Annotated in this window: 22 protein-coding genes and 1 tRNA gene; 7 read left to right on the top strand and 16 right to left on the bottom strand. The window is 39.9% G+C overall.

The window, feature by feature from the left end; translation table 11 throughout:
* Window positions 1–38: 38 nt before the first annotated feature.
* From HYX58_01080 to HYX58_01040, 9 genes are all read right to left on the bottom strand, one after another.
* Entirely contained in the window at window positions 39–617 is a 579-nt protein-coding gene (locus tag HYX58_01080; GenBank protein MBI2774577.1) for a hypothetical protein, read from the bottom strand.
* Window positions 618–880: 263 nt separating this feature from the next.
* Entirely contained in the window at window positions 881–1,888 is a 1,008-nt protein-coding gene (gene trpS, locus HYX58_01075; protein ID MBI2774576.1) for a tryptophan--tRNA ligase, read from the bottom strand.
* A gap of 76 nt (window positions 1,889–1,964) precedes the next feature.
* Entirely contained in the window at window positions 1,965–2,561 is a 597-nt protein-coding gene (locus HYX58_01070) for a hypothetical protein (GenBank protein MBI2774575.1), read from the bottom strand.
* Window positions 2,562–2,587: 26 nt separating this feature from the next.
* A complete protein-coding gene (locus tag HYX58_01065; protein MBI2774574.1) occupies window positions 2,588–2,785 on the bottom strand; it encodes a hypothetical protein in 198 nt (65 codons plus the stop codon).
* A 27-nt stretch (window positions 2,786–2,812) separates the two neighbouring features.
* The gene (locus HYX58_01060; protein ID MBI2774573.1) at window positions 2,813–3,391 is read right to left on the bottom strand and encodes a hypothetical protein; all 579 of its coding nucleotides are present in this window, start codon (window positions 3,389–3,391) and stop codon (window positions 2,813–2,815) included.
* Between the two features lie 10 nt (window positions 3,392–3,401).
* The gene (locus HYX58_01055) at window positions 3,402–3,989 is read right to left on the bottom strand and encodes a hypothetical protein (protein ID MBI2774572.1); all 588 of its coding nucleotides are present in this window, start codon (window positions 3,987–3,989) and stop codon (window positions 3,402–3,404) included.
* Window positions 3,990–4,268: 279 nt separating this feature from the next.
* Entirely contained in the window at window positions 4,269–4,628 is a 360-nt protein-coding gene (locus HYX58_01050; GenBank protein MBI2774571.1) for a hypothetical protein, read from the bottom strand.
* A gap of 11 nt (window positions 4,629–4,639) precedes the next feature.
* Entirely contained in the window at window positions 4,640–6,544 is a 1,905-nt protein-coding gene (locus tag HYX58_01045; GenBank protein MBI2774570.1) for a hypothetical protein, read from the bottom strand.
* Window positions 6,544–7,659: an AAA family ATPase gene (locus tag HYX58_01040; protein ID MBI2774569.1), complete on the bottom strand. Its 1,116-nt coding sequence runs from the start codon at window positions 7,657–7,659 to the stop codon at window positions 6,544–6,546. The genes HYX58_01045 and HYX58_01040 overlap by 1 nt, the downstream gene beginning before the upstream one ends.
* Before the next feature lie 215 nt (window positions 7,660–7,874).
* Here HYX58_01040 and HYX58_01035 point away from each other — a divergent pair, with 215 nt between their 5' ends.
* The 4 genes from HYX58_01035 to HYX58_01020 all read left to right on the top strand — a co-directional run bounded on the left by HYX58_01035 (window position 7,875) and on the right by HYX58_01020 (window position 11,090).
* A complete protein-coding gene (locus tag HYX58_01035; GenBank protein MBI2774568.1) occupies window positions 7,875–8,735 on the top strand; it encodes a hypothetical protein in 861 nt (286 codons plus the stop codon).
* Window positions 8,686–9,081, top strand: a complete 396-nt coding sequence (locus tag HYX58_01030) for a hypothetical protein (GenBank protein MBI2774567.1) — start codon at window positions 8,686–8,688, stop codon at window positions 9,079–9,081. Before HYX58_01035 ends, HYX58_01030 begins: the two co-directional genes overlap by 50 nt.
* On the top strand, window positions 9,078–10,394 hold the full coding sequence (gene glmM / locus HYX58_01025) for a phosphoglucosamine mutase (GenBank protein ID MBI2774566.1): 1,317 nt from the start codon (window positions 9,078–9,080) through the stop codon (window positions 10,392–10,394). The genes HYX58_01030 and glmM overlap by 4 nt, the downstream gene beginning before the upstream one ends.
* A 66-nt stretch (window positions 10,395–10,460) precedes the next feature.
* A complete protein-coding gene (locus HYX58_01020; protein MBI2774565.1) occupies window positions 10,461–11,090 on the top strand; it encodes a DUF502 domain-containing protein in 630 nt (209 codons plus the stop codon).
* Between the two features lie 2 nt (window positions 11,091–11,092).
* Here the strand turns inward: HYX58_01020 and HYX58_01015 are convergent, their stop codons facing one another.
* Window positions 11,093–11,437: a hypothetical protein gene (locus HYX58_01015; protein ID MBI2774564.1), complete on the bottom strand. Its 345-nt coding sequence runs from the start codon at window positions 11,435–11,437 to the stop codon at window positions 11,093–11,095.
* 96 nt (window positions 11,438–11,533) lie between these two features.
* On the opposite strand from HYX58_01015, the gene HYX58_01010 reads away from it, so the two are divergent.
* The 3 genes from HYX58_01010 (at window position 11,534) to HYX58_01000 (ending at window position 13,886) form a co-directional block, all read left to right on the top strand.
* Window positions 11,534–11,818, top strand: coding sequence for a hypothetical protein (locus HYX58_01010; protein ID MBI2774563.1), 285 nt, complete (start codon window positions 11,534–11,536; stop codon window positions 11,816–11,818).
* A 54-nt stretch (window positions 11,819–11,872) separates the two neighbouring features.
* Window positions 11,873–13,084: a hypothetical protein gene (locus tag HYX58_01005; protein MBI2774562.1), complete on the top strand. Its 1,212-nt coding sequence runs from the start codon at window positions 11,873–11,875 to the stop codon at window positions 13,082–13,084.
* A gap of 97 nt (window positions 13,085–13,181) precedes the next feature.
* Window positions 13,182–13,886 (top strand): hypothetical protein, encoded by a 705-nt coding sequence (locus HYX58_01000; protein MBI2774561.1) that lies wholly within the window; start codon window positions 13,182–13,184, stop codon window positions 13,884–13,886.
* Between the two features lie 79 nt (window positions 13,887–13,965).
* Here the strand turns inward: HYX58_01000 and HYX58_00995 are convergent, their stop codons facing one another.
* From HYX58_00995 to rpoC, 6 genes are all read right to left on the bottom strand, one after another.
* On the bottom strand, window positions 13,966–14,913 hold the full coding sequence (locus HYX58_00995; protein MBI2774560.1) for a hypothetical protein: 948 nt from the start codon (window positions 14,911–14,913) through the stop codon (window positions 13,966–13,968).
* Between the two features lie 14 nt (window positions 14,914–14,927).
* A complete protein-coding gene (gene rph, locus HYX58_00990; protein ID MBI2774559.1) occupies window positions 14,928–15,692 on the bottom strand; it encodes a ribonuclease PH in 765 nt (254 codons plus the stop codon).
* Between the two features lie 25 nt (window positions 15,693–15,717).
* Window positions 15,718–17,796, bottom strand: coding sequence for a polyribonucleotide nucleotidyltransferase (locus HYX58_00985; protein MBI2774558.1), 2,079 nt, complete (start codon window positions 17,794–17,796; stop codon window positions 15,718–15,720).
* 53 nt (window positions 17,797–17,849) lie between these two features.
* Window positions 17,850–18,110, bottom strand: a complete 261-nt coding sequence (gene rpsO / locus HYX58_00980; GenBank protein ID MBI2774557.1) for a 30S ribosomal protein S15 — start codon at window positions 18,108–18,110, stop codon at window positions 17,850–17,852.
* 32 nt (window positions 18,111–18,142) lie between these two features.
* A tRNA-Val gene (locus HYX58_00975) sits at window positions 18,143–18,217 on the bottom strand.
* A 10-nt stretch (window positions 18,218–18,227) separates the two neighbouring features.
* Window positions 18,228–22,286 (bottom strand): DNA-directed RNA polymerase subunit beta', encoded by a 4,059-nt coding sequence (gene rpoC / locus HYX58_00970; GenBank protein ID MBI2774556.1) that lies wholly within the window; start codon window positions 22,284–22,286, stop codon window positions 18,228–18,230.
* Window positions 22,287–22,319: the final 33 nt, after the last annotated feature.

Raw genomic sequence — 22,319 nt, 5'->3', positions numbered from 1 at the left:
CTAAACAAAATATTTCTGCTCCATAATCATATATGTCCTTATCCCACGTCCAGCGCATCGCTATTCCATTCCATAAATGCTGATCTTTTTTCCGTTTTGCTCATAGGAACTGGTGCAGCAAGAGCCTTCCCGTTAAAATTGAGCATTTTTTCATCTGCCATCATTGCAGGAATATCGGCACTTTCATCAATAAGAATATCTTTCCCTATTATTTTCCCATTGCTGAGTTTTACGCCGTCGCCCGGAATTATGAAAAATCCTTTTTTGGTGCGCACAACTTGATAATTTTGTTCTTGCACCGTCGGGTTTTCTTTCAGATACGGCCCTTCCCATTTATTTGGATAAGCCAGATTCATGGAGCCGACCTCAGAGCCAGAAAATGATTTTACATTGAGAAAATCGATATAATTTTTCTGGTGATCAAAATCCATGATTCCTGCAGTATCATTGATCTTTTTAAATACCGCGCTTAATTGCGAAATATGATTCACAATCACGATATCTGTCGCAGATTCCGTTTGATACCACGTAGTAATTGAACTTATCAATACCAATAACATCAACGCCGCGACGATCACGATTGACGCGATCGCGATATGTTTTTTATGCTTAACCATCACTTCTCCTTTATTTTTTTCGCACTATCCCTCGATACAATTTTTAACAAAGTTAAAAACCACTCGGGACGAGCGCGAGACTAAATTGTCTCATCAAATTTTCAAATCGGCTCATAATAACCGAATACTAATACATTTACGCTGAGAAAAAAATATTCCCCGCGCTCGTCCCGAGTGATTTCAAGTGCAACGAGAAATTGTATCGAGGGATGGCGGAGTACATTTACTTTTAACATAAAATCTTCGAAAATAATGCGCCAGCATCATTCAAAATAATCTAAGTGCATCGCTTGTTTTACATGCGCCATAGTGCGCGCTGCAACTTCACGCGTTTCTTCTGTTCCTTTTTTCAGAATTTGCATCACCGCTTTTTTATCTTGCGCCAATTGCGCACGGCGGCTACGCACCGGCTCTAGAAATGCCTGCATCACTTCAAGCAATCTGCGCTTAACTACCACGTCGCCCAAACCGCCGCGCCGATAATGTTCTTTCATTTTCTCTACGCTTACCACATCTGGATCGAATGCATCGAGATATTCAAAAACAGTGTTTCCTTCTATTTGGCCCGGATCCTCAACGCGCAAATGATTTGCATCGGTATACATGCTCATTACTTTCTTTTGTACCACGTCTGCTGGATCTGAAAGATAAATAGCGTTGCCCAAAGATTTACTCATTTTTGCTTTGCCATCAATTCCTGGCAAACGCGCAAATTTTGGCACCATAGCTTCGACTTCAACAAGCGCTTCGCTACGATAAATACGATTAAACGTGCGCACAATTTCATTTGTTTGCTCAATCATCGGCAATTGATCTTCGCCAACTGGCACAAGATTCGCGCGCACACACGTGATATCTGCAGCTTGGCTAACCGGATACATCAAGAATCCAGCGGTTACATTTTCTCCGTACCCTTTTTGCTGAATTTCAGCTTTAACCGTTGGGTTTCTTCGTAAACGATTGACCGTTACCAAATTAAGATAATAAATCGTCAGATCCGCAATTTCAGGAATCATCGATTGAATAAATATAGTTGTTTTTTCAGGATCGATCCCGACAGCTAAATAATCGAGCGCCACTTCCACCACATTTTCGCGCACTTTTTGCGGCGTTTCAAAATTATCGGTGAGCGCCTGCACATCCGCAATCATTACGTATTGTTTATATTTTTGCTGCAAGATGAGCCGGTTTGCGAGTGAACCAACATAATGGCCAATATGCAACGGCCCGGATGGACGATCCCCCGTGAGAACAATTTTAGGAGTGCTCATTGCCAACCTTTCTAATCAAAAAAATATATAAAGCTTCTCTCAATATTGGATAAATATATATGAAATGAAAGATAACTTATAATACAAGCTGCTTCAATAATGATTCGCATTGTTGCATCCAATTCGAAGCCATTTCATTAGTTACTTCATCAACTAAAATCGGTTTATAATTTTTTATAAAATCTTCATATGGAATATAATCAATGTCAGCATCTGTTCGCTCTATATAATGCCACCTATAAAAAACTCCTATTTCAAGATATAGTTTATTTTGAGAAGTATACATGTATGTTTGTGCTTTGCCGGCTGGCAATGACCATACAGAAAAATTCATTGAGTTAATTAATCGCTTGCCACCCACCTGCTCTGATAAATATGTTGATTCATTAATATGATATGATAATGTCCCAATATTGATACCTTTAGGAAGGGATATCAAACCTTGTTTCGCTCTGATTAATTGATTGTATAAAGATTCAACTCCATCTCGAAGTGGATCTTCGGCCAAAATGATTTGCTTATTTTGCATGTAAAGCGCAATATTTACTTCATCAAATACATGTAATTTTTCACTCGGCTCATAAAAATAATTGAATTTATTTATTTCATCAGAAAAAAACACTTCAATTCGATTCTCTTTAGAAATCTCAAAGTTTAACAACACTTTTTTCATTCTCAGCGTTACCTTATACAAACCACCTAGTCCCGTTTCAAGATTTCTTCAACACAGTCAATCCAATCATTCCAGGCAGCGGGGTCAGCAGTTTTACCATCTTTTAGAATTTGTAAATCGTCTAGCAATGAGCCCACGTCATCTGAGCTTGTTTGTGTATAATAAAGCTCTAAGAATTTTCGCATTGCATTAAATGCCTGTAGGTTTGTCAATTTATTTTGCATTTGGTTTAGCATGTTTATTTTCAGTTCTCAATTTTGGTTTTTCTGTCTTTTTAAACGATCGGCAACCTTTAATACATCCTGGGCCCAGCCCTGTTGCAGTTCCATTATATATTCGCCCAAAGCTCCTTTGTTACTCAATTGCTTTTTGATTGGAGAATTAACACTCAATATCATCTTTGCGTATGAGATAAGCTCATCGCTTTCGGGATTTTTACTTTCAAGATCATAAAAGTATGATTCTTGATAAAGAGGATTTTGAGGCTCTATATCATGCGCTTTTTCTAACATTCTACGATAGTCATCATCGGTTATTCCAAAGAACCATTCGCTCATGACCGCAGTTTTTGCTGTTAAATGCAAAAATTCGGGGTTTTCATAAAACTTTGAATATGCTTCATCGAAATACCATTTTGCTAAAGTCTTATAATATTTCTGCTTGCTTTTATCATATTCTTCTTCAACTGATAAATTCATTAATAGGTAATTTATAAAGAGATATTTATCAATATTGTTTGGGTCTTCTCTAATTGCACCTTGCATAAACTCAATTGCTGCGTCCCAATTTTTAGCAAACTCTAATTTTTTTAATTTCTCTTTCCAGTTCATGTATATGAGCTCATTCGATCTGCTTTATCAAAGATTCGCACTGAGCAGACCATTCTTGTGCCATTTCAGGAGTTATTTCTTGAACCAAAATTGGTTTGTAGTTTTTTATAAATTCTTCATATGGAATATAATCGGTATCAGAATCCTTTCGCTCGCGACTATGCCATTTATAGATATATCCAACCTCTAAATATATTTTGCCATTTCGCGTATATACGAACGATTGCGCCCCACTAGCCATCGACCATAACCAAAAATTGCTGAAATCTATATCCTTATATCTTTGCTCTGCGTCATCCTTATCTGATTCGTTTAAACAACGAACAAAATCTCCAATCTCAATCCAATTCGGAAGTTCGCAAGTTTTTTGCTGCGCCCTTTGCAACTTTCTATAAAGGACCCAAATCATATCCCTAAGCTCGCCCTCTTGCAAAAGGATGGTTTTATGATTTATGTTTAGCTGTGCGGTTACTTCATCAAATTTATGCAAGGCGCTGGTTGGCGCACAATAGAAATTCTGCTTATTTCTTAGATCCGGAAAATAGAGTTCTATAAAACTATCTTCTGATATCTTAAATATAGAAATTACTTTCTTCATGTGATGATCTTTCCTTGACTAGTGACCTTTCCCGCGCTTTTTAGGGCATTTTTCATTGGATCTGTTAACTTCTCCCACGGCACTGCATATCCATGATAAACTCTTGGTTGGGTGTATCTTAAAACAACGAATTCCCCGTTGCTTATTCCAATCCGACCCCTACTATCACTGTAAGAATATGAATTATTCAATGCTTCTTGGCCATTAATTGGCTTTTTGCTCTTCGTCGCATTCGCCAAAAAGCACGCCCTTTTCCCTACTTCTTCAAGTGGTTTCTTTTTATTTATCGGAGTGAACTAAAACAAAATTATTGATTAATTTCGGCCACTCATCACGCCAAGTATATCCTTCAAGAAAGCTCATGGTTCCGTTTTTTATGAACAGAATAAACCCATAACCGCCGATACCATTAATAATAGCTTCGACGTCCCCATATGCATTCGGAACTGGTTCCGTTATCCGCGATGCTTCTGTGGCAACTTCAAAAGTCGTAAAAAAACCTACCCCCGTAAAGTCGCGGCTTATCACATGCGATCTATTATATTGTTCTCGTAATATAATATTTATGGAATTATCTCGCTCCATAATTTTAGACATCACTGCTTGTTCAAATTCTTCGAACGGAATAGCTTTTTTCATTAGTATCATTCTTATTTAGGAATAAACATTGTTCCAATCTTAATGACCCCATCTTGGACAAAGCCCCTCACATAAATAGTTTCTCCCATGAGATTAATCGGAAGATTATCAAATCTTCCCTCATCCGGTAATTTTACGCTCTCAAATAGTTCTTTTATCACATCATTAACTATTTTTTTTTGCGTATCTTCATTTTTGCCACCGATGTTATTAAACAATTTAAAAAATCCATGCCCTTCTTTATCAAAAAAATGGTGGAGTCTATTCTTTGTTGTATTATGCGCAATGGATTCTTTAATTTTATCCCGGTTTAAAATACGAAATATGTTTTTATTTTTCCTATTTTCCCAATTATGGTAATCATAATCATCATCCCAAGGGGGCTTGCCTCCACCGCCACCTGCGGCAGCACCACCTCCTCCTTTTTGTTTATCACTATCCTCATTTCTTGGCGGATCTATTTTCTTTTTGGCTGGATTTTGATGCCCAACTGTTGTTTGCACCAAAATCTTCATCTTCTTGGGTGGCGCAGTACTTTCAATTACCTTGCGAGCATTGGTATCTTCCAACTGCTCCTGTTCTCCATCTTGATCCGGTTCGTTTGATACTTCGCCAATTTGCTCTACTTTAGTCGGAATACTTTCTTCATTTGGTTTTACAGCTGAATCACTTTGTGCAGTTGGCTGTATTTGCGTATCTACATTTTTTGGCGGCTCAACTGGTTGAGCTGAAACTTGATCCCCAAACAAAAATGGTTTATTTAAATAATCGGGATTTGGAAAAACCGCTCCATATGGATTGCCATCGTTCCTATAAGGCGCGATCGAAGTAAAACCATTCGGTCCGGGATATAATTGGTTCGACCGTTCTAAATCGCTCAACGTCATAGGAACTGGATAAATTGGAGATGATTCATCAAGGATAGGATTCCCTTGCGCATCAACAGTCAATATGCGTGAATCTACCCCTTTGACCCGCAATTCATGAATTTCAGATGCGGTATAGACCTTATCAACCTTATCAGTAACCGAAAGACTTGCATCGTTATAACCGTGATCTCGATTATAGGTACGCAATGCTGTATGCGCCGCGCTCTTTACCGATGTGGTACTTTTATTATAAGAATTATAGGCGTGGTCCTGTTTATTTTTGCTCGTACCATAAACGACCGCCGCACCCGCAATAGTTGCTTGCGCACCGGTTTTAATAACTGGCCAGTATTTGTCCACTAACTCAAGCGCTTTATAACCTATTTCGAAGGCGGCCTGCGGCGAGATACTGTTATTAACTAGTTCAGATTCATGCCGCGATTTCGCGTTGCTATTTTTCGAAGCACTGGCGGCAGCGATATACTTGAAAAAAACATTACGGTAAGATGTATTACTTTTGTAGCCCCCATATACATCCTTTAAAAGATTATTTGAGATGCTGCTTTGCCTATTGCTAACTCTCTCGAGCAAATCTTCATATTTCGATTTTGCCGACGAACTTGCTTCAGCTTTGGCTGAGGCAACACTAGCATTTCGCGCTGCAATTCTCTCTTCAGCGATTTTCCAATATTTATCCGCAATATAATTATCAATCGCTGTATAATTTGCTTTGGAATTACTACTCTGTGCTTTGCACATCACCATTACGCCTGAGTAGGAATTTCCGCTAGAATTAGCCTTCCCTGATGAAGATGAATCGGAATCATCACTTCCATAGTTTTTATTTTTATCAGTGGACGACGGTTGAGATTGAGCTGCTAGCGCCGCGGCCTGGCTTGATTGAACCGCTGCCGTAGTCGACTGATTTGATTGAGTAGTATTTGATGCTGTTTGACTAAAGTTAGCACAGCTTCCTTTTTCTTCAGCTCCAAGAGTGTAAATAAAAAGCGAGAATACAATAATTATTTTGTTGTAGATATATTTCATTATATTCCATCGCAATATGTTTGCGTCAGAATATTATAAAAGCTTGCTTTTTTTCCGGTCGAATCAATAGATTTTCTTGCGTAAGAGCACAGACCCTTATTTTTGCATTCTTCAGGATTTTTCTTACTATCTAAAAATCGCTTTAGAATCGTTGTCGTCGCTATGTATTCCACATCTCGATTAGAAAAGTCTTTAGCTGTAACAGCTGCTAAGCATTGCGCAAATTCTTCCTCAATTTCCATTCCTCGATCTAAAAAAGCTTTTTGATACAGTTTTGTCTTTTCAACTTTATCCAATTCCTTGATCTCGCACACCGATCCTGAAAATCTATCTTTAACTGCTGGATCTAATGCCTCCAAATCATTGGTCGCCACAATAAAAAAAATATTCTTATTATTTTGAAGCTCCTGCAGTTCAGTTAGCAATGTTATTAACGTAGCCCTATGCTCTTCATGGGTGCTATCTTTTCTCTTAGTCGCAAGTGCGTCAATCTCATCGATAAAAACAAGAACCGGCTGATTGAGTTTTTTTGCAGCTTCAAACGCGCACCGGATTTTTCTGGATGATTCACCTATATACTTGTCCCCAAAAAAAGATGCTGAAAACGATATGAGGGGAATTTGCAATTCTTGAGAAAGTACTTTAACAAGATGCGTTTTGCCCGTGCCCGGTTTGCCATGTAAGAGCAACTTATTATGTATAGAAACGTTTTCGTCCACACATTCTTTATGGTATTTAAAGTACGAAACCAGATCCTCAACATGTGATGGTAATGTACCTATATATTTTTTTGCTATTCGTTTATAGACATCGAGCTTTTTTTCTTCATTTGAAAGTTCGGTCGGGAATTTTGGCGAATAATAATGCGCTTCGCTATCTTCCGGCTTTTGAGTTTGCGTAGTTTTAGCGATAGCTTGGACCGTCTTCCATTTTTGCCTCTCAGCCAACGCCCTCAATAACTCCTCTTGCGGCAAATCTTTCAAAATATGATCAAATCTATTGAGCCATTCATCTGTTTCTAATTTTGGCATCCCAGCCGACTCCGCATTAATAGTGCTTGCTATTAAAAACATAGTAAGTAAAACGTTTTTTTGTGTACTTCTGATGATGCTCATAATTTTCCTGAAGTTTATAAAAACCTTGCCTCAATAAAATAACAATGTAATCAATCTGCCCTGCAGTATAATACTTTTGAAAAAAAGTTCACGGAAAAACAAACCCACCATTGCGTGCATCATTTTTTTAAAAATCGATAAGATTGCACTCGCTAAATTCTTCTTGTAGGAATAGAAAAGAAAAGATAGGCTCTCACCAAAAAGCAGGAGTAGCAATGAATATGTGGCATACCATGGTTATGGTTATTAATCAAAGTAATATCTATTGCCTCAAGGATATTTTCGAGATTTTCTTTTTTGCCGCCATTATTTTTTCCATCAGCACGTGGCTCAAAAAAGATCGATCGTCGCCTCTTCTTTTTTCCTTTATTGCGTCATGCGTTTTAATGTTGGTTGCTGCGTACGCGCAACTCGATACGATTATGACATTTATTTTGCTCTATAGCCCCGGCATCATAATGCTTTTAATGCTTGCGCACCAACAATCACTGCAAAAACAACTCATCACATTTAAAAAAACACAACCGCTCATGCCTTCGGCGCACGATGATTGGATCGATTTAGTAGTGCGCGCTGCGCTTCATGCTCGCTCCCTTGGAAAATCTTTTTTTTGCATTATTGAGCAGCGAGATGCGCTGCACCCGCTTCTTGAATGTGAACTGCACATTAATGCGCCGCTGCAGCCATCACTCTTACCATTCATGGTTGAAAGCAGTTCGTTTGATCAAAGCTGCGCATTGCTTATTTCTCAATCAGGCATACTTTTTGGCATTAATGCATCATTCAATCCGCATAGTATTCAGCGCACAGCTAATACGCATGATATTCATCATTTTATTGCTAGCGCGGAAATGCTGACGCAAAAAACAGACGCATTAGTACTTATTATGCAACCAGCATCTGCAGGATGCATCGTCGTAGCAAACGGATCGGTGATGGAACAATTAACTACTAAACAAGCTCATTTGTTTTTGAAGCAACAACTGAGCATTGTTCACACGGCACATAAAGTTCAAGGAGATTTATATGAAATTCGTTCAGATAAAACAGGCGTTCACGAGCAACCTCGTTCTTAAAACATTTTCTCTGCTCACCGGATATGCCTTTTGGTATCTTTTAAGCCAATCGCACATGATCGAGCAATCAATCACTATGCCAATTGCATGGTTTGATATTCCTGAAGGAATTAATGTGCAGGCGCCGCAATCGATTACGCTTACGATCGCTGCAAAAAGAAATGTTTTAAAAAAAACGGCGGCACATTTTGATGCAATTCATTTAAGTGCTCGCGATCTTGCTATCGGCACACATCATATTGCCATTACACAAGATAATTTTTTTGTACCAGATGAAGTTAAACTGCTACACTGTTCTCCATCATTAATTTCGGTAAATGTCAGCGCACAGGAACAACCAGCATGAACTCATTTTTTGGCACCGATGGCATTCGCGCGAAAGTAGGAGATGAACCGTTTACGGTCGAAACGTTATTATCGATCGGTTACGCACTTGGCGCGTGGGCAGTGCAGCGCTATGGCCCGACGCCTACGCTTTTGCTTGCGCACGATACGCGCATTTCCTGTTCGCTCGTTAAATCGGTGATCAAAAGTGGTTTATTTTTGCATCCTATCGCGGTGCATGATGCACATGTGCTTACAAGCCCCGCGGTCCTCGCGCTTATGCGCAAACAGCAACAATTTGATGCGGCCATTATGATCTCAGCTTCGCATAATCCCTATTATGATAATGGCATTAAAATTATTGATGCAACAACCGGGAAACTAACCGCTGCTGATGAAAAAGCGCTTTCTGAACTCATTGTTGCACCAAAAGAATTTAATTACTCAGCGCTTGGCACGCAGTACATGATGAATAACGCTATTCAAGAATATCAATCGATAATTACACAGCATTTTGATGCATCACTTCTTGCAGGGAAAAAAATTATTCTTGATTGCGCGCATGGTGCCGCTTCAGCGATAGCACCTGCGATTTTTAGCGCACTTGGCGCGCAGGTGATTACCCTATTTGATCACCCGAACGGCGTTAATATTAATAAACAATGCGGCGCATTGCATACGCAAGCAGTTCAAAAAGCAGTTGTCGATCATCAAGCCGATATGGGATTTGCTTTTGATGGAGATGGAGATCGCGTGATGGCGGTAAATATGTACGGCCAGTTAAAAAATGGTGATGACATCTTAGCGCTCATTTTAAGCCATCCGCTCTATAAAAAAACAAAAATGGTAGTTGGCACCGTCATGACCAATCAAGGCTTTGAAGTGTATCTCAAAGAACGTTCTATCGAATTGTTACGCACCCCGGTTGGCGATAAGTATATTGCAGAGCAATTAACAGCACGAAAACTTCTTCTAGGAGGAGAACCATCGGGCCATATTATTTTGAACGACTATTTACCTACCGGTGACGGCATATTTACTGCATTGCGCGTTGCACAATCGGTTATTCATTCGCAAAATTGGGAAATGAATACGTTCACGAAATTTCCTCAAATTATTATTAATATTCCCGTAAAGAATCGCCGCGATTTATCTGAGCCGCCATTGCGAGATATTATTGAACACACAACGAGTCAATTACACAACGGAAGAATTTTAGTCCGCTACTCAGGAACAGAGCCACTTTTACGCATAATGATCGAGGATGATGATTGCGATCATGCACAAACCCTTGGTAGACTGTTATCACAAACGCTGCAAAAAGAAATTTCATAAATTTCCCCGAATGTTTTACTTACATCGGGTACCAAAATCATAACTTCGATTTATACAAGGGATACCATGGAAAAATCGTTCATTACTCATTTATTCGATTTTTTTAAATCGATTTTCTTTAATGGATTGTTAGTTTTACTACCAATAACGCTCACGATTGCGGTGTTTAATGTCGCTTTCCGATTACTTAAAGGATGGCTGGCGCCGATTTATCGAGTGGAGCCTGCGTATCTGCAATCGATTCCGCATTCAGAAATTATTCTTGTATTCTTGCTTATTTTACTTGTCGGTGCAATTTTTAAACTTTTTTTCCTAAAGAGTTTTTTACATTTTTTAGAATCGATCGTTGCACGCGTTCCACTTTTTAATCCTGTCTATTCTGGAATTAAGCAATTAGTTCAAGCATTCACCGGCCAAGATAAATTGACCTTTCAAAATGTGGTGATGGTTGAATTTCCTCGCGCTGGCGTCTACAGCATTGGATTTTTAACAAGCGAAGTTCCAGCAGAAATTAGCCCCAACAAAGCACAGCGTTTTTACAAAGTATTTATTCCAACAACACCGAACCCGACCACCGGATTTCTTATTGCAGTTCCTGAACAAGAATTACGCACGGTAGATCTTTCGCGGCAAGAAGCGATGAGCCTTATTATTTCTGGCGGCATTATTCAGCCGGATCGATTTTCAAAAAAATAAAATTATTTTTCGCGCGAAAGTTCGTTTTCCATTTTTTCTAACCGCTCCTGAACTGCTCCAGCTTCTCGTTTAAGTTTTTTAATAGCGACGGGGCGTGAGCGACGTTTTATCTGATTGCTCATTTTCTTTATCTGCTGATCAATTGATTGTAGCTGTTCTTTTAATTGCGATATTTCTTTTTGTAAATCGTTTCGATTAAGTCTTTTTTGTAAATGAGCTGCCCCAGCGGTATCTTGTGTCATCAGTATTTTCTGCTCATCTGTTAAAGAGCATTTATTTGTGCAAGATAAAAATAGTATTGCGGTAAAAAATATCTGTTTAGATAACTTTTTTAATGTGTGCTTCATTTTTCTCTCATTGTGATTTTTAATCCACATTTTATACTACACAAGCAAACATTATAATAGTCAAAATTAAAATCAAACTAAAAGCCGAACCGTTTTATGAAAATTCTGACCTACTCATTATTCTTTCTTTTCTCTGCTAATATCTTTTCTATGAATAATCAAAGAAAATTACAACATAAACCACCTAATACTGAAGTACCACAAAGAAAACATCTTTTTTCATTCAACAATCCTGCAGTGCTCGTTGCTCACACGATCTATTTAACTCAGATCGTCGTACTTAAAGAAAATAACGTAATTAATCCGGTTTTAGCGCAAAATATTATAGAAGCTTATGAGAAAGGCTCGAGCGAAGAGCTAACGAAGCCGTACCTTTTTTAGAATATTGATGGTATGCTACTGATCTGGGGGGAATGCATCATTAAGGAGCACTCTATGATGAGCCATTCTTTTCGTTCTCTTCTTTTCATCGCGATAACCTTTACAACACACACAGCTTTAGCACAAAAAGCTTTTATCATCGTGCCGGTTGCAAATGCGATCGGAGCACCAATTAACGATGAATCTGCAATTAACGATTATAATTGCATGTGTGCATCTTGGGGGCCCACAGCGGAAGATAAAATTATTTGCCCGCGTATTCATCAATTTCTTTTCAATGAACAAGTAACCATTATAAAGGAACAAGATGGGCAAGTTCTTGTTGAATCGCCCACCGCTTTTTATGAAGATAAAAATTCAAATGAATCAAATCAGTATTGGACGCTGAAAAAATATGTGATGCCATTTCAAGAACTCAAACGCAGAAACCTTATGGCGTGTCATGTTCCCAAACCGCTGGGCGCACCAACGGCTGCAAGTAAAGATGGGTTAATGATTACTCTCAAATTGCCTTTTTATGATGAAATAACAAATAGAACCTATTCTGCTGGAACACGATTTGTGGCTCTACAGCCACAAGACGATTTTATCGCTTGGGTTTATGATCCAAGCCACCATATTTTTCAAACAATTCATATTCCAGAATCGGTTGTAGCACCGCTCATATATGAAACTAAAGAAGAACAAATCCTAGAATTTGTTAATCTATTATTAAATTGGGCAAAACGAAGTGAAGGCAAAGTGCCTTTTATTTGGGGCGGCGCATCACTCACGCATTTCTACCCACGCTTTCAATTTTCGCTCAAAGAAAAAATGAGCTCTTCCGGAAAAAAAGCGCGTTATTGGTCGATCCACCATCAACTTTATCCGCTTGCAGGTTTTGATACTTCAGGCCTGATACTACGCGCAGCACAAATTTGCCAAATTCCTTATTTTTTCAAAAATACAACGACCGCCCGCACTTATCTAAAAAAGATGAGCGAATATGCTTCATTAAAGAATGGCGATATTTTATGGATTCCAGGAGCATTGCTCGTTATCAGCAGCGTGCGGCATAATAAAGTTATTGCTATTTTAGGCTATCAATTCGGCTACGGCGCATTGAAAGAATTTAAACTAGCAGAACTTTTTGAAGATGTTTCGACGTACCAAGAATTACAAGAGCTTATGGCAAATAAAGACAGATTGATTATGAAAAAAGCTGACGGCTCAGTCGCGCGCGAGATAAAAGAATATCAATTTCTCTCGTTGCGATCATTAAACTAGCTCACATCCGGATTACTTAATATTTAATAATGCTTTGAAAAAAACTTTTTCTCTGTATCCTTTTTGAGAACATTAAACAATACCACCAAAGGGATCTATGAAGAAATATTTATTAATTGCACTGTTAGCTCATTTATCCATCGCACTTCAAGCAATGAATAAAGAATTCTTCACGAAGGAACAGATAGAATTAATCGATAAGCAAACACCTATCGCAGATTTTTTAAATCAATGTTCAATGGGGGAAGCAGTAGATCGTTTCGGATACACACTTTCTACTGAGATTATTCAAGGAAAAAAATTTCATCAATTAGCGCACAAAGAGCAGGGAATTTTTCTACTTCCCATTCAAGAATCGGCGCCTGATTATTTTAAATATACATATAAAGGTGCATCCAATTGGCAGCCGAGATTAATTGTAGAATTTCAACTTTTCGATAAAGCGCTCCACGTTAAATTAGCAAAGCTCCCATGGACTCAACGAATAGCTCCTATGGTTGTCAGTTATGCAGAAAACCCAGATAAATTGCATTATGAAACATGGTTTCGCGCAGTTAAGGGGATCACTGGATTAGCTTTTATAGCTTCGAGCAGCTACGGATTGTTAAAATATTTTTCAGGAGAACCCACCGTTTTGGCAAATCCGATTGTTAGCTTTCCTGCTTTGTATGCCGGTATTTATTTGACGGCAGCAGCTGCAAAGCCCAATGCATCATTCAATAAAAAAATCTTATTTACGAGTGCTCTAGCTCCGGCAGGATCTGGCGTACTTTATCTAGCAAATAACTACCGGCACAAATAATCTGCAAAAGATCTTAAAAAAGCATCGCCTTGAAAAAGCGATGCTTTTTTATTGTTTCCAAGATATTAGCTAAAACCAATTACTTAAATTCGTTTAAAAAGAACTTCAAATAAAAAAGTTCTAATGAAAATGGCTGACCACCTTGCTTGAAAGAGCAATCAACGCGATATAAAAAATCGTGTGCTTGTTGCAATTGCGCAACATTATAATTTTGCCATGCTCCTTTAATAAACATAAATGGCAAACGAAATGCGATTTTTTTTGCTTGCACTTGTTCATTTGCTCGCATTAATTCAATAAATGAAGCGGCACGAAAAAGTTGCTCCGACCAAAACGCGATCCAAAAAATATCCGGGTACGTTTCGCGCAGAAGCTGCCACTGAGAAAAAAAAGATTTTTGATTTCCTGAAAAAAAATGGCCACTGAGCGTAAAAAGTGAACTTTCTCCGGCGATAATCTGCGTTAACCACTTCGTTTGGAAATCGTGCACCATTGGGCGACTCATAATACTTGCATATTGGATGAGCAAGCAACCAGCTTCAACTGCATATGTTTCATGCTGCGTTAAAAGTGCATCAAGATGCTTTGTGTCGGTAGAGCCCATCAAGCAAACTGCGAGCGAGGATAGCTCTTCACGCGTGATTTTTTCTTTAAGTTCGATAATTAATTGTTGATTTGATGAAGATTCAAACAGATCGCTATAAAAAACAATTAAATGCGGCCCACGATAGGAAGAAAGAAACTGAAGCAGCACTTTGTGTCGTTTATTTTCTAGACGACTCAAATCACCCAGCCAATAAAGAACACGTTGCCCTAAAAAACCAACGGAAAGCTCCGCCTTTAAGCTCGCATCTTCCCGCTGCTCAAGATCGAGCATAACGCATTCTAATGCGCTTTGTTGTTTTATTTTTTTGAGTAATGCACTGGAAAAAAGAAGCGGATATTCGGGTGCCTTAAGTGCAAGAATTGCATGATCTTGATAGATCTGCGCCTGATCGATCGTGCGCATAAAAGAGGTAAGATTCATGCAACATCTCTCGTTTAGAAATTTTGCTCGAGAATTTTTTGCCCAAGTGTTTCGGCCGATTTTACATCAGAAACTGGAACGGGGCACAATTCAAAAAGTGTTTGCGTTCCTTGCCAAGCAAGCGCGCTCATCGCTTCTATTTCGTGCCAAGAAAGTGGTTCACGCTCTGCAGTTCCTTGAATCTCAATAATTTTGCCAGATTTAGTGAATACGAAATTGAAATCGGCTGCAACTTTACTATCTTCAGCAAAATCTAAATCTACCAAGCAGTTACCGTTTTGAACACCAACCGATAATGCGGCAATCTCATCGCTCATGATCGGTTCTTTAATCAACTGCTGGGAAAGCCAACGATTTTGTGCAAGGCGAAGTGCAATACTTGCGGCGGTTATACACGCAGCACGCGTACCACCATCAGCTTGTAGCACATCACAATCAACATTGATAGTGCGTTCACCAAGAATAGAGAATTTAATGATAGTGCGTAAAGATCTGCCAATAAGACGAGAAATTTCCACCGAACGTTCATTGCGCTTTGCAGCACTTTCTCGCTCAATACGATTTTTTGTAGACGTGGGTAACAGAGAATAGGAAGCCGTTAGCCAACCTTGCTGCTTGCCTTTAAGAAAATGTGGCACGCCAGAAGATAACGTTACGCCGCAAATGACACGCGTTTTGCCTATTTCAAGTAAAACCGAGCCGTCTGCATAATCAAAAACATTATAAGTAATCCGAGTAGGGCGAACCTGATGAGAAAGCCGCTGATACGAACGATGCATATGCGCGGCCCTCTCTACAGTTTTTTTATTGATCAAGCAATTTTAGACGGATTCTGCCGGTCGCTGGATCGTAATCAACAACTTCTACTTTAACGTCGCTATCGATCGGATATTCACGCTGCAGATCGCGTTGTTTTTCGCGTGGAATCATAGAAATATGTACCAATCCGTCTTGGCCAGGAACCAACTCAACAAAGAGTCCGAATTCAGCAACACGTCTAACTTTGCCTTCGTGGACACTACCCTTCTCGATCAAGCCGCCAAGCAATTTAACCCAGTTAATTGCTTGCTCAACTTTAGCATCAGGGCCACCGTAGATTTTAACCAAGCCATCATCTTCGATATCGATCGTGGTGCCAGTTTTATCGATAATATCACGAATAACTTTGCCACCTGTACCGATAATCGCGCCGATTTTATCGGTTGCAACTTTGAACATAATAACTTTTGGTACTAAATCTGATAATGGATTTGGCGTTGTCATTACTTTTTGCATTTCGCGCAAAATGTGCAAACGACCTTTTTTAGCTTGCTCAAGAGCAGCTTCAAATACTGAGCGCGATAATCCACCTTTGTATTTGATATCCATTTGGATAGCGGTAATACCTTCTTGGGTACCAGCTACTTTAAAATCCATTAATCCGTACGCATCTTCAGTGCCGTTAATATCGGTCAACGCTTGGAATTTACCAGTTGGGCTGCCGAGCAATCCCATAGCAATTCCGCTGACCATTTTGCGAATTGGAACACCGGCATTCATAAGTGCCATTGTTGAACTACAAACAGTTCCCATAGAGGTTGAACCATCTGATTCAAGAACATCAGCTACAACACGAATCGTATAAGGAAATTGTTCTTTATCTGGAAGCATTGGGCTCAGTGCCGATGCAGCTAGATAACCGTGGCCAACTTCGCGGCGACCTGGTCCGCGATTTGGGCGAACTTCACCAGCAGAGAATGATGGAAAGTTATAATGAAGCATGAACGATTTTTCGATCGTATTGCCCATGAGATCTTCAACTTTTTGTTCATCCTGACCGCCACCCATTGTTACGCTTGCAAGAACTTGTGTGCGACCACGTTTGAATAAACCTGATCCGTGTGCAAACGGCAAGAGGCCAACTTCTACTGAAATCTGACGAACTTGATCAAAATCTCGTTCATCAAGACGTTGCCCTTTTTCAAAAATAAGGCGGGTAATTTTTTCTTTAAGAACGTTGTCGTAAACATAATCGACAACTGCCATAGAAACTTTTTTCTCTTGAGCAAGTGGCTCAAAATGTGCTTTTGCTTGATCATAAAGAAGCGACATCACTTGATCACGTTTAATTTTATCAGAGATGAAGCATGCTGAAACTTTATCAGGCGTCAAGAACACTTCAATTTGTTCTTTCCACTCAGCCCATGCAATACCGTCGGCAATGCTTTCTTTCATCACGCCAACTTCACGGCAAATTTCTTCTTGCCATGCAACTTGCTTTTTAATTTTTTCATGTGCTTTGAAAAGAACATCTAGGAATTGCTCTTCAGAAATTTCGCTGGTGCAACCTTCCACCATACAAATACCTTCTGCTGTTCCCGCGACGATAATTTTCACATCAGATTCTTTTGTTTGCGAATAGGTAGGATTAAAAATCCATTCACCATTCACGCGAGCAACTTCCACCGCTCCAACTGGGCCCATGAAAGGGATTTTGGAAATGGTAAGCGCTAACGACATCGCAATGAGAGAAATAGTGTGCGGAGAATGTTCTTTATCAACAGAATAAACGGTTGCCAAACTTTGAATTTGGTTAAAGTAATTTTCCGGAAAGAGTGGACGAATTGCGCGGTCGATAAGACGGCCGGTCAAAATCTCTTTATCGGTAAATCTTCCTTCGCGCTTATAATAGCCACCCGGAATTTTACCTGCAGCAGCAAACTGCTCACGATAATCAACCGTCAATGGTAAAAAGCCTGGAAACTCCGGCGAGGGAGCGGAAACAACGGTTGCCAATATGACGGTACCACCTTGTGCAAACCACACAGCTCCGTCAGCTTGTTGGGCAAATTTGTTGAGGGTTACTTCGTATCCAAACTCTTCTAACCTAAATTTTTTTACCATTTATTTTGACCTTATATCGTTTATAGTAAAGCGATTGTTGAACTTATTATAATTTATCTGAGATTCAAACGTCCGACTAACGCTTTATATTGTTCTTCATCATTGTGCTTAAGATATTCTAAGAATCTACGTCTTTTGTTAACACTCTTAAGCAAACCACGTTTAGATGAATAGTCTTTTTTGTGACTATCAAAGTGCTCTGTCAAACGATTAATATGATCTGTAAGAAGCGCGATTTGAACTTCTGCAGAACCTGTATCGTTTGCATGTTTACGATTTTTTTCAATTATCGAATTTTTTGTAACTTCCGCCATGGATAAACCTTTACTCTAGTTGATCGTTTTACTGGTAGGCGCGAACGGGATTGAACCGTTGACCCTTGCTACGTCAAAGCAATGCTCTACCACTGAGCTACGCGCCTACACGTTATTTTACGATTCTCTTATTCTTTGCATTTCATTCATTTCTTCGATGCGGGCCTGACGTTCAAAATCATGTTCATCGGTACCTAAGTACTTATCTTTGAACTGAACTACGCCAGTACCAGCAGGAATTAATTTACCAATGATTACGTTCTCTTTCAATCCGTACAAGTAATCAACTTGTCCCTCAACTGCCGCAGCAGCTAAGATTTTAGTTGTTTCCTGGAACGAAGCGGCAGAAATAAAGCTTTCTGTATCCAACGATGCAAGGGTCAGACCCATGAGCGTAGGTTTACCTGAAGCAACTTTCTTACCTTCAGCTTGAAGGAGACTGTTGACTGCTTTAAAGTGAATGCGATCAACGCGATCACCTACTAAGAAGTCTGAATCACCTGGTTCAACAATGCGGATTTTACGCAACATTTGTCGAACAATTAATTCAACGTGTCTATCGTTAATATCAACACCTTGCAGCAAATAAATCTCTTGAATCTGATTTACGAGATATTTTTGCAATACTTCAGGGCCCATGATGCGCAAGATATCGTGAAGAACTGGAGTTCCTGTTGTAAGAGGATCGCCAGCGCTTACTTTATCGCCATTCATCACCATAATCTGCTTACCGCGCGGTACAAAATAGTCATGGGTTTCATAACCATTGCTTACCGTCACTTTACGCAAACCACGATGCAAGCCACCAAATACCACTTCACCATCGATATCGGAGATAATAGCTGGGTCTTTCGGTACTCGAGCTTCAAAGAGCTCAGCAATACGCGGCAAACCACTCGCGATATCTTTGGTTTTTGAAATTTCTCGAGGCATTTTCACAAGCACGTCTGCAACACTCACTCGCTGACCATCTTCAACAACAAGATAGGAAGCAGGAGGTAGGTAATACGAGGCTAGTTCATTGCCTTCATCATCAACGATGTTGATTGCAGGTTGATACTTATCATTTTTATGCTCAAGAACAATCTTTGACGATTTATTTGTTGCTTCATCAAAAATATCTTGAACCGTAACATTCTGTACTAAATCAACATATTGTACCTTACCAGCACGCTCCGTTAAGACCACGCGACTGTTTGGATCCCACTCAGCAAGAACGGTACCAACTTTTACTTCTTGTTTATCTTCAACAAGCAATGTGGTGCCATATTCTAGTTCATGCTGTTGCAATTCACGACCATCGGGCGAAGTAACCACCAATCGCGATTTACGGCTCATATTGACCGCTTTACCATCACGATTTTCAAGGGTACGAACACCACGGAGTTGAATAATACCAGCGTGTTTTGTAACAATAGATGACTGTTCACCCGTACCAGAAGCAGTACCACCAAAGTGGAACGTTCTCATGGTCAGCTGTGTACCAGGTTCACCGATCGATTGCGCTGCAATAATACCAACGGTTGTGCCAACGTCTACAAGTCTACCTTTAGAAAGGTCAAGACCGTAGCACATTGAACAAATTCCACGCTTCGCTTGGCACGTAAGCACCGAACGAACCGGTATTTTAGCTACTGCAGAATTTGCAATTTTATCAACATCATCTCTACGTACCAAATCGCCTTGTTTGAAAAGAAGTTGCCCACTTACGCGGTCTTTGATATCGATTGCAACAATACGGCCATACGTTCTGCTTGAGAGAGAAAGAAGCGTGTCTCCACCCTCTTTAAGATCTTCAAGTTCAACATAACCAAGTGATTTACAATCGGCCATCGTAACGACCACGTCTTGCGCAACGTCAACAAGTCTTCTAGTCAAATAACCAGAGTTTGCTGTTTTAAGCGCCGTATCGGACTGACCTTTACGAGCTCCGTGAGTAGATACAAAGTATTCAAAAACGTTTAATCCATCTTTGAAGTTACTCTTTACCGGTGTTTCCATAATTTCGCCCGTTGGAGTAGACATCAATCCACGCATACCAACAAGCTGCTTAATTTGATCCTTAGAACCACGGGCTCCAGAATCAAGCATCATGAAAATCGGGTTAAATGGCTTAAATTCTTTATCTTTATTCAAGAATGCAGAATCGTTTTCTTGCTCTAGATTACGCGTTACTTCTTTTGCAACATCAGCAGTTGCATGTCCCCAAATACTAATAACTTGGTTGTAACGTTCTCTATTGGTGATAACACCATCCATATAAAGATCTTCAATACGCTTAACGCTCTTTTCTGCCTTGCCAACAATCTCATTCTTCTGTTTAGGAACCATGAGGTTTGCAAGAGAGAAAGAAACGCCACTTTGAGTTGCGTAGTAGAAGCCTAATTTCTTAATTCTATCAAGACATTCAACGGTTGCTTGCGTACCAAACTGATAGTAAATACGCTCAACCATTTTGGTCAAATCACTCTTGGCAATAACTTTATTTACCCAATTAAAATCGGCACCAACTGGAAGCGCGTTATAAAGAACGACGCGACCGGTAGTTGTTTCAGCTATTTTACCAGATGCCAGGCGAACTTTAACTTTCGCATGTAATGCTACTTGATCATGCTGATAGGCAGTGATCACTTCTCTCACGCTCGAGAAAGAAAGGCCTTCGCCTTTAGCATTGCAACGCACTTTAGTAATGTAGTGCAAGCCAAGAACCATGTCCTGACTTGGAACCGCGACCGATTTACCATTAGCAGCAGAAAGAATGTTTTTTGTTGAAAGAAGCAATGTTTTTGATTCTTCTTGTGCTTTATCGCTCAATGGAATGTGTACTGCCATTTGGTCACCGTCGAAGTCTGCGTTAAACGCGGCACAAACGAGCGGATGAATTTTAATAGCTTTACCATCGACCAAGATCGGATAAAACGCTTGAATACCTAAACGATGCAGCGTCGGTGCACGATTGAGAAGAACTGGGCGATCTTTTACGACGCCTTCTAGAACATCCCAAATCTCTTGTGCCCCCTCTTCAACCATTCTTTTTGCTATACGAAGGTTTGGCGCTAATTCTCGTTCCATCAAGCCTGCATAAATATACGGCTTGAAAAGCTCAAGTGCCATAATTTTTGGCAAGCCGCAGTGATCCATCTTCAATTCAGGATCAACAACGATCACTGAACGACCAGAATAGTCAACACGTTTACCAAGTAAGTTCTGACGGAAACGACCTTGTTTACCGCGAAGCATTTCGCTCAACGATTTCAAAGGACGGCGATTAGTACCGCGAACCGGTTGTCCACGACGACCATTATCGATCAATGCATCAACCGACTCTTGAAGCATGCGCTTTTCGTTCTTAATAATAACGGACGGCGCTTCAATTTCCATCAAGCGCTGTAGACGAATATTTCTGTTAAGAACACGGCGATAGAGCTCGTTCAAATCTGAACTAGCAAATCTACCACCTTCAAGAGGAACCAATGGGCGCAAATCTGGTGGTAATACAGGCAATACGCCAAATACCATCCATTCAGGTTTAATATCGGCTTGGATGAGACCAGTAAGCACTTTTATTCTGCGCATAATTTTATGACGCAGTGCTACTGAGGTCGCCTTTGCATATTCATGCTTTAGTTTTGCAACTTCAATGTTTAAATCAAAGCCAGAAAGGATCTCTTTTATAGCTTCAGCACCCATATCAGCTTTAAACTCAGTGTCTTCCGGATGAGCTTCCATATAACGCTCATAGTCGCCACTCGTTAAAAGCGTCTTAATTGGGTACGGTGATTTTCCCTGCTTAATAATAATATAAGCATCAAAGTAAATCACACGCTCAAGATCTTTAACCGACATATCAAAAACAAGGCTCAAGTAACTTGGAATCCCTTTAAGGAACCAAATGTGAGCAACTGGCGCTACTAATTCGATGTGCCCCATACGCTCACGGCGAACGCGTGATTGAATTACTTCAACCCCACATTTTTCGCACGTTACACCACGGTGTTTCATTCTCTTATATTTACCGCAGTTGCATTCCCAGTCCTTTACAGGACCGAAAATGCGCGCACAGAAAAGCCCATCGCGTTCAGGCTTTAATGTTCGATAGTTAATCGTTTCTATCTTTTTAACTTCGCCGTAAGAAAGCGAGCGTATCTTCTCTGGCGATGCAAGCCCAAGCTTCATCGCGTTAAAGTGAGTTCCGCTGATATATTCTCT

The sequence above is a fragment of the Candidatus Dependentiae bacterium genome, from assembly GCA_016191325.1.
Lineage (GTDB): Bacteria > Babelota > Babeliae > Babelales > JACPOV01 > JACPOV01.
Note: the sequence above shows the minus strand (reverse complement) of the source record. Positions and strands in the feature narration are given on the sequence as shown.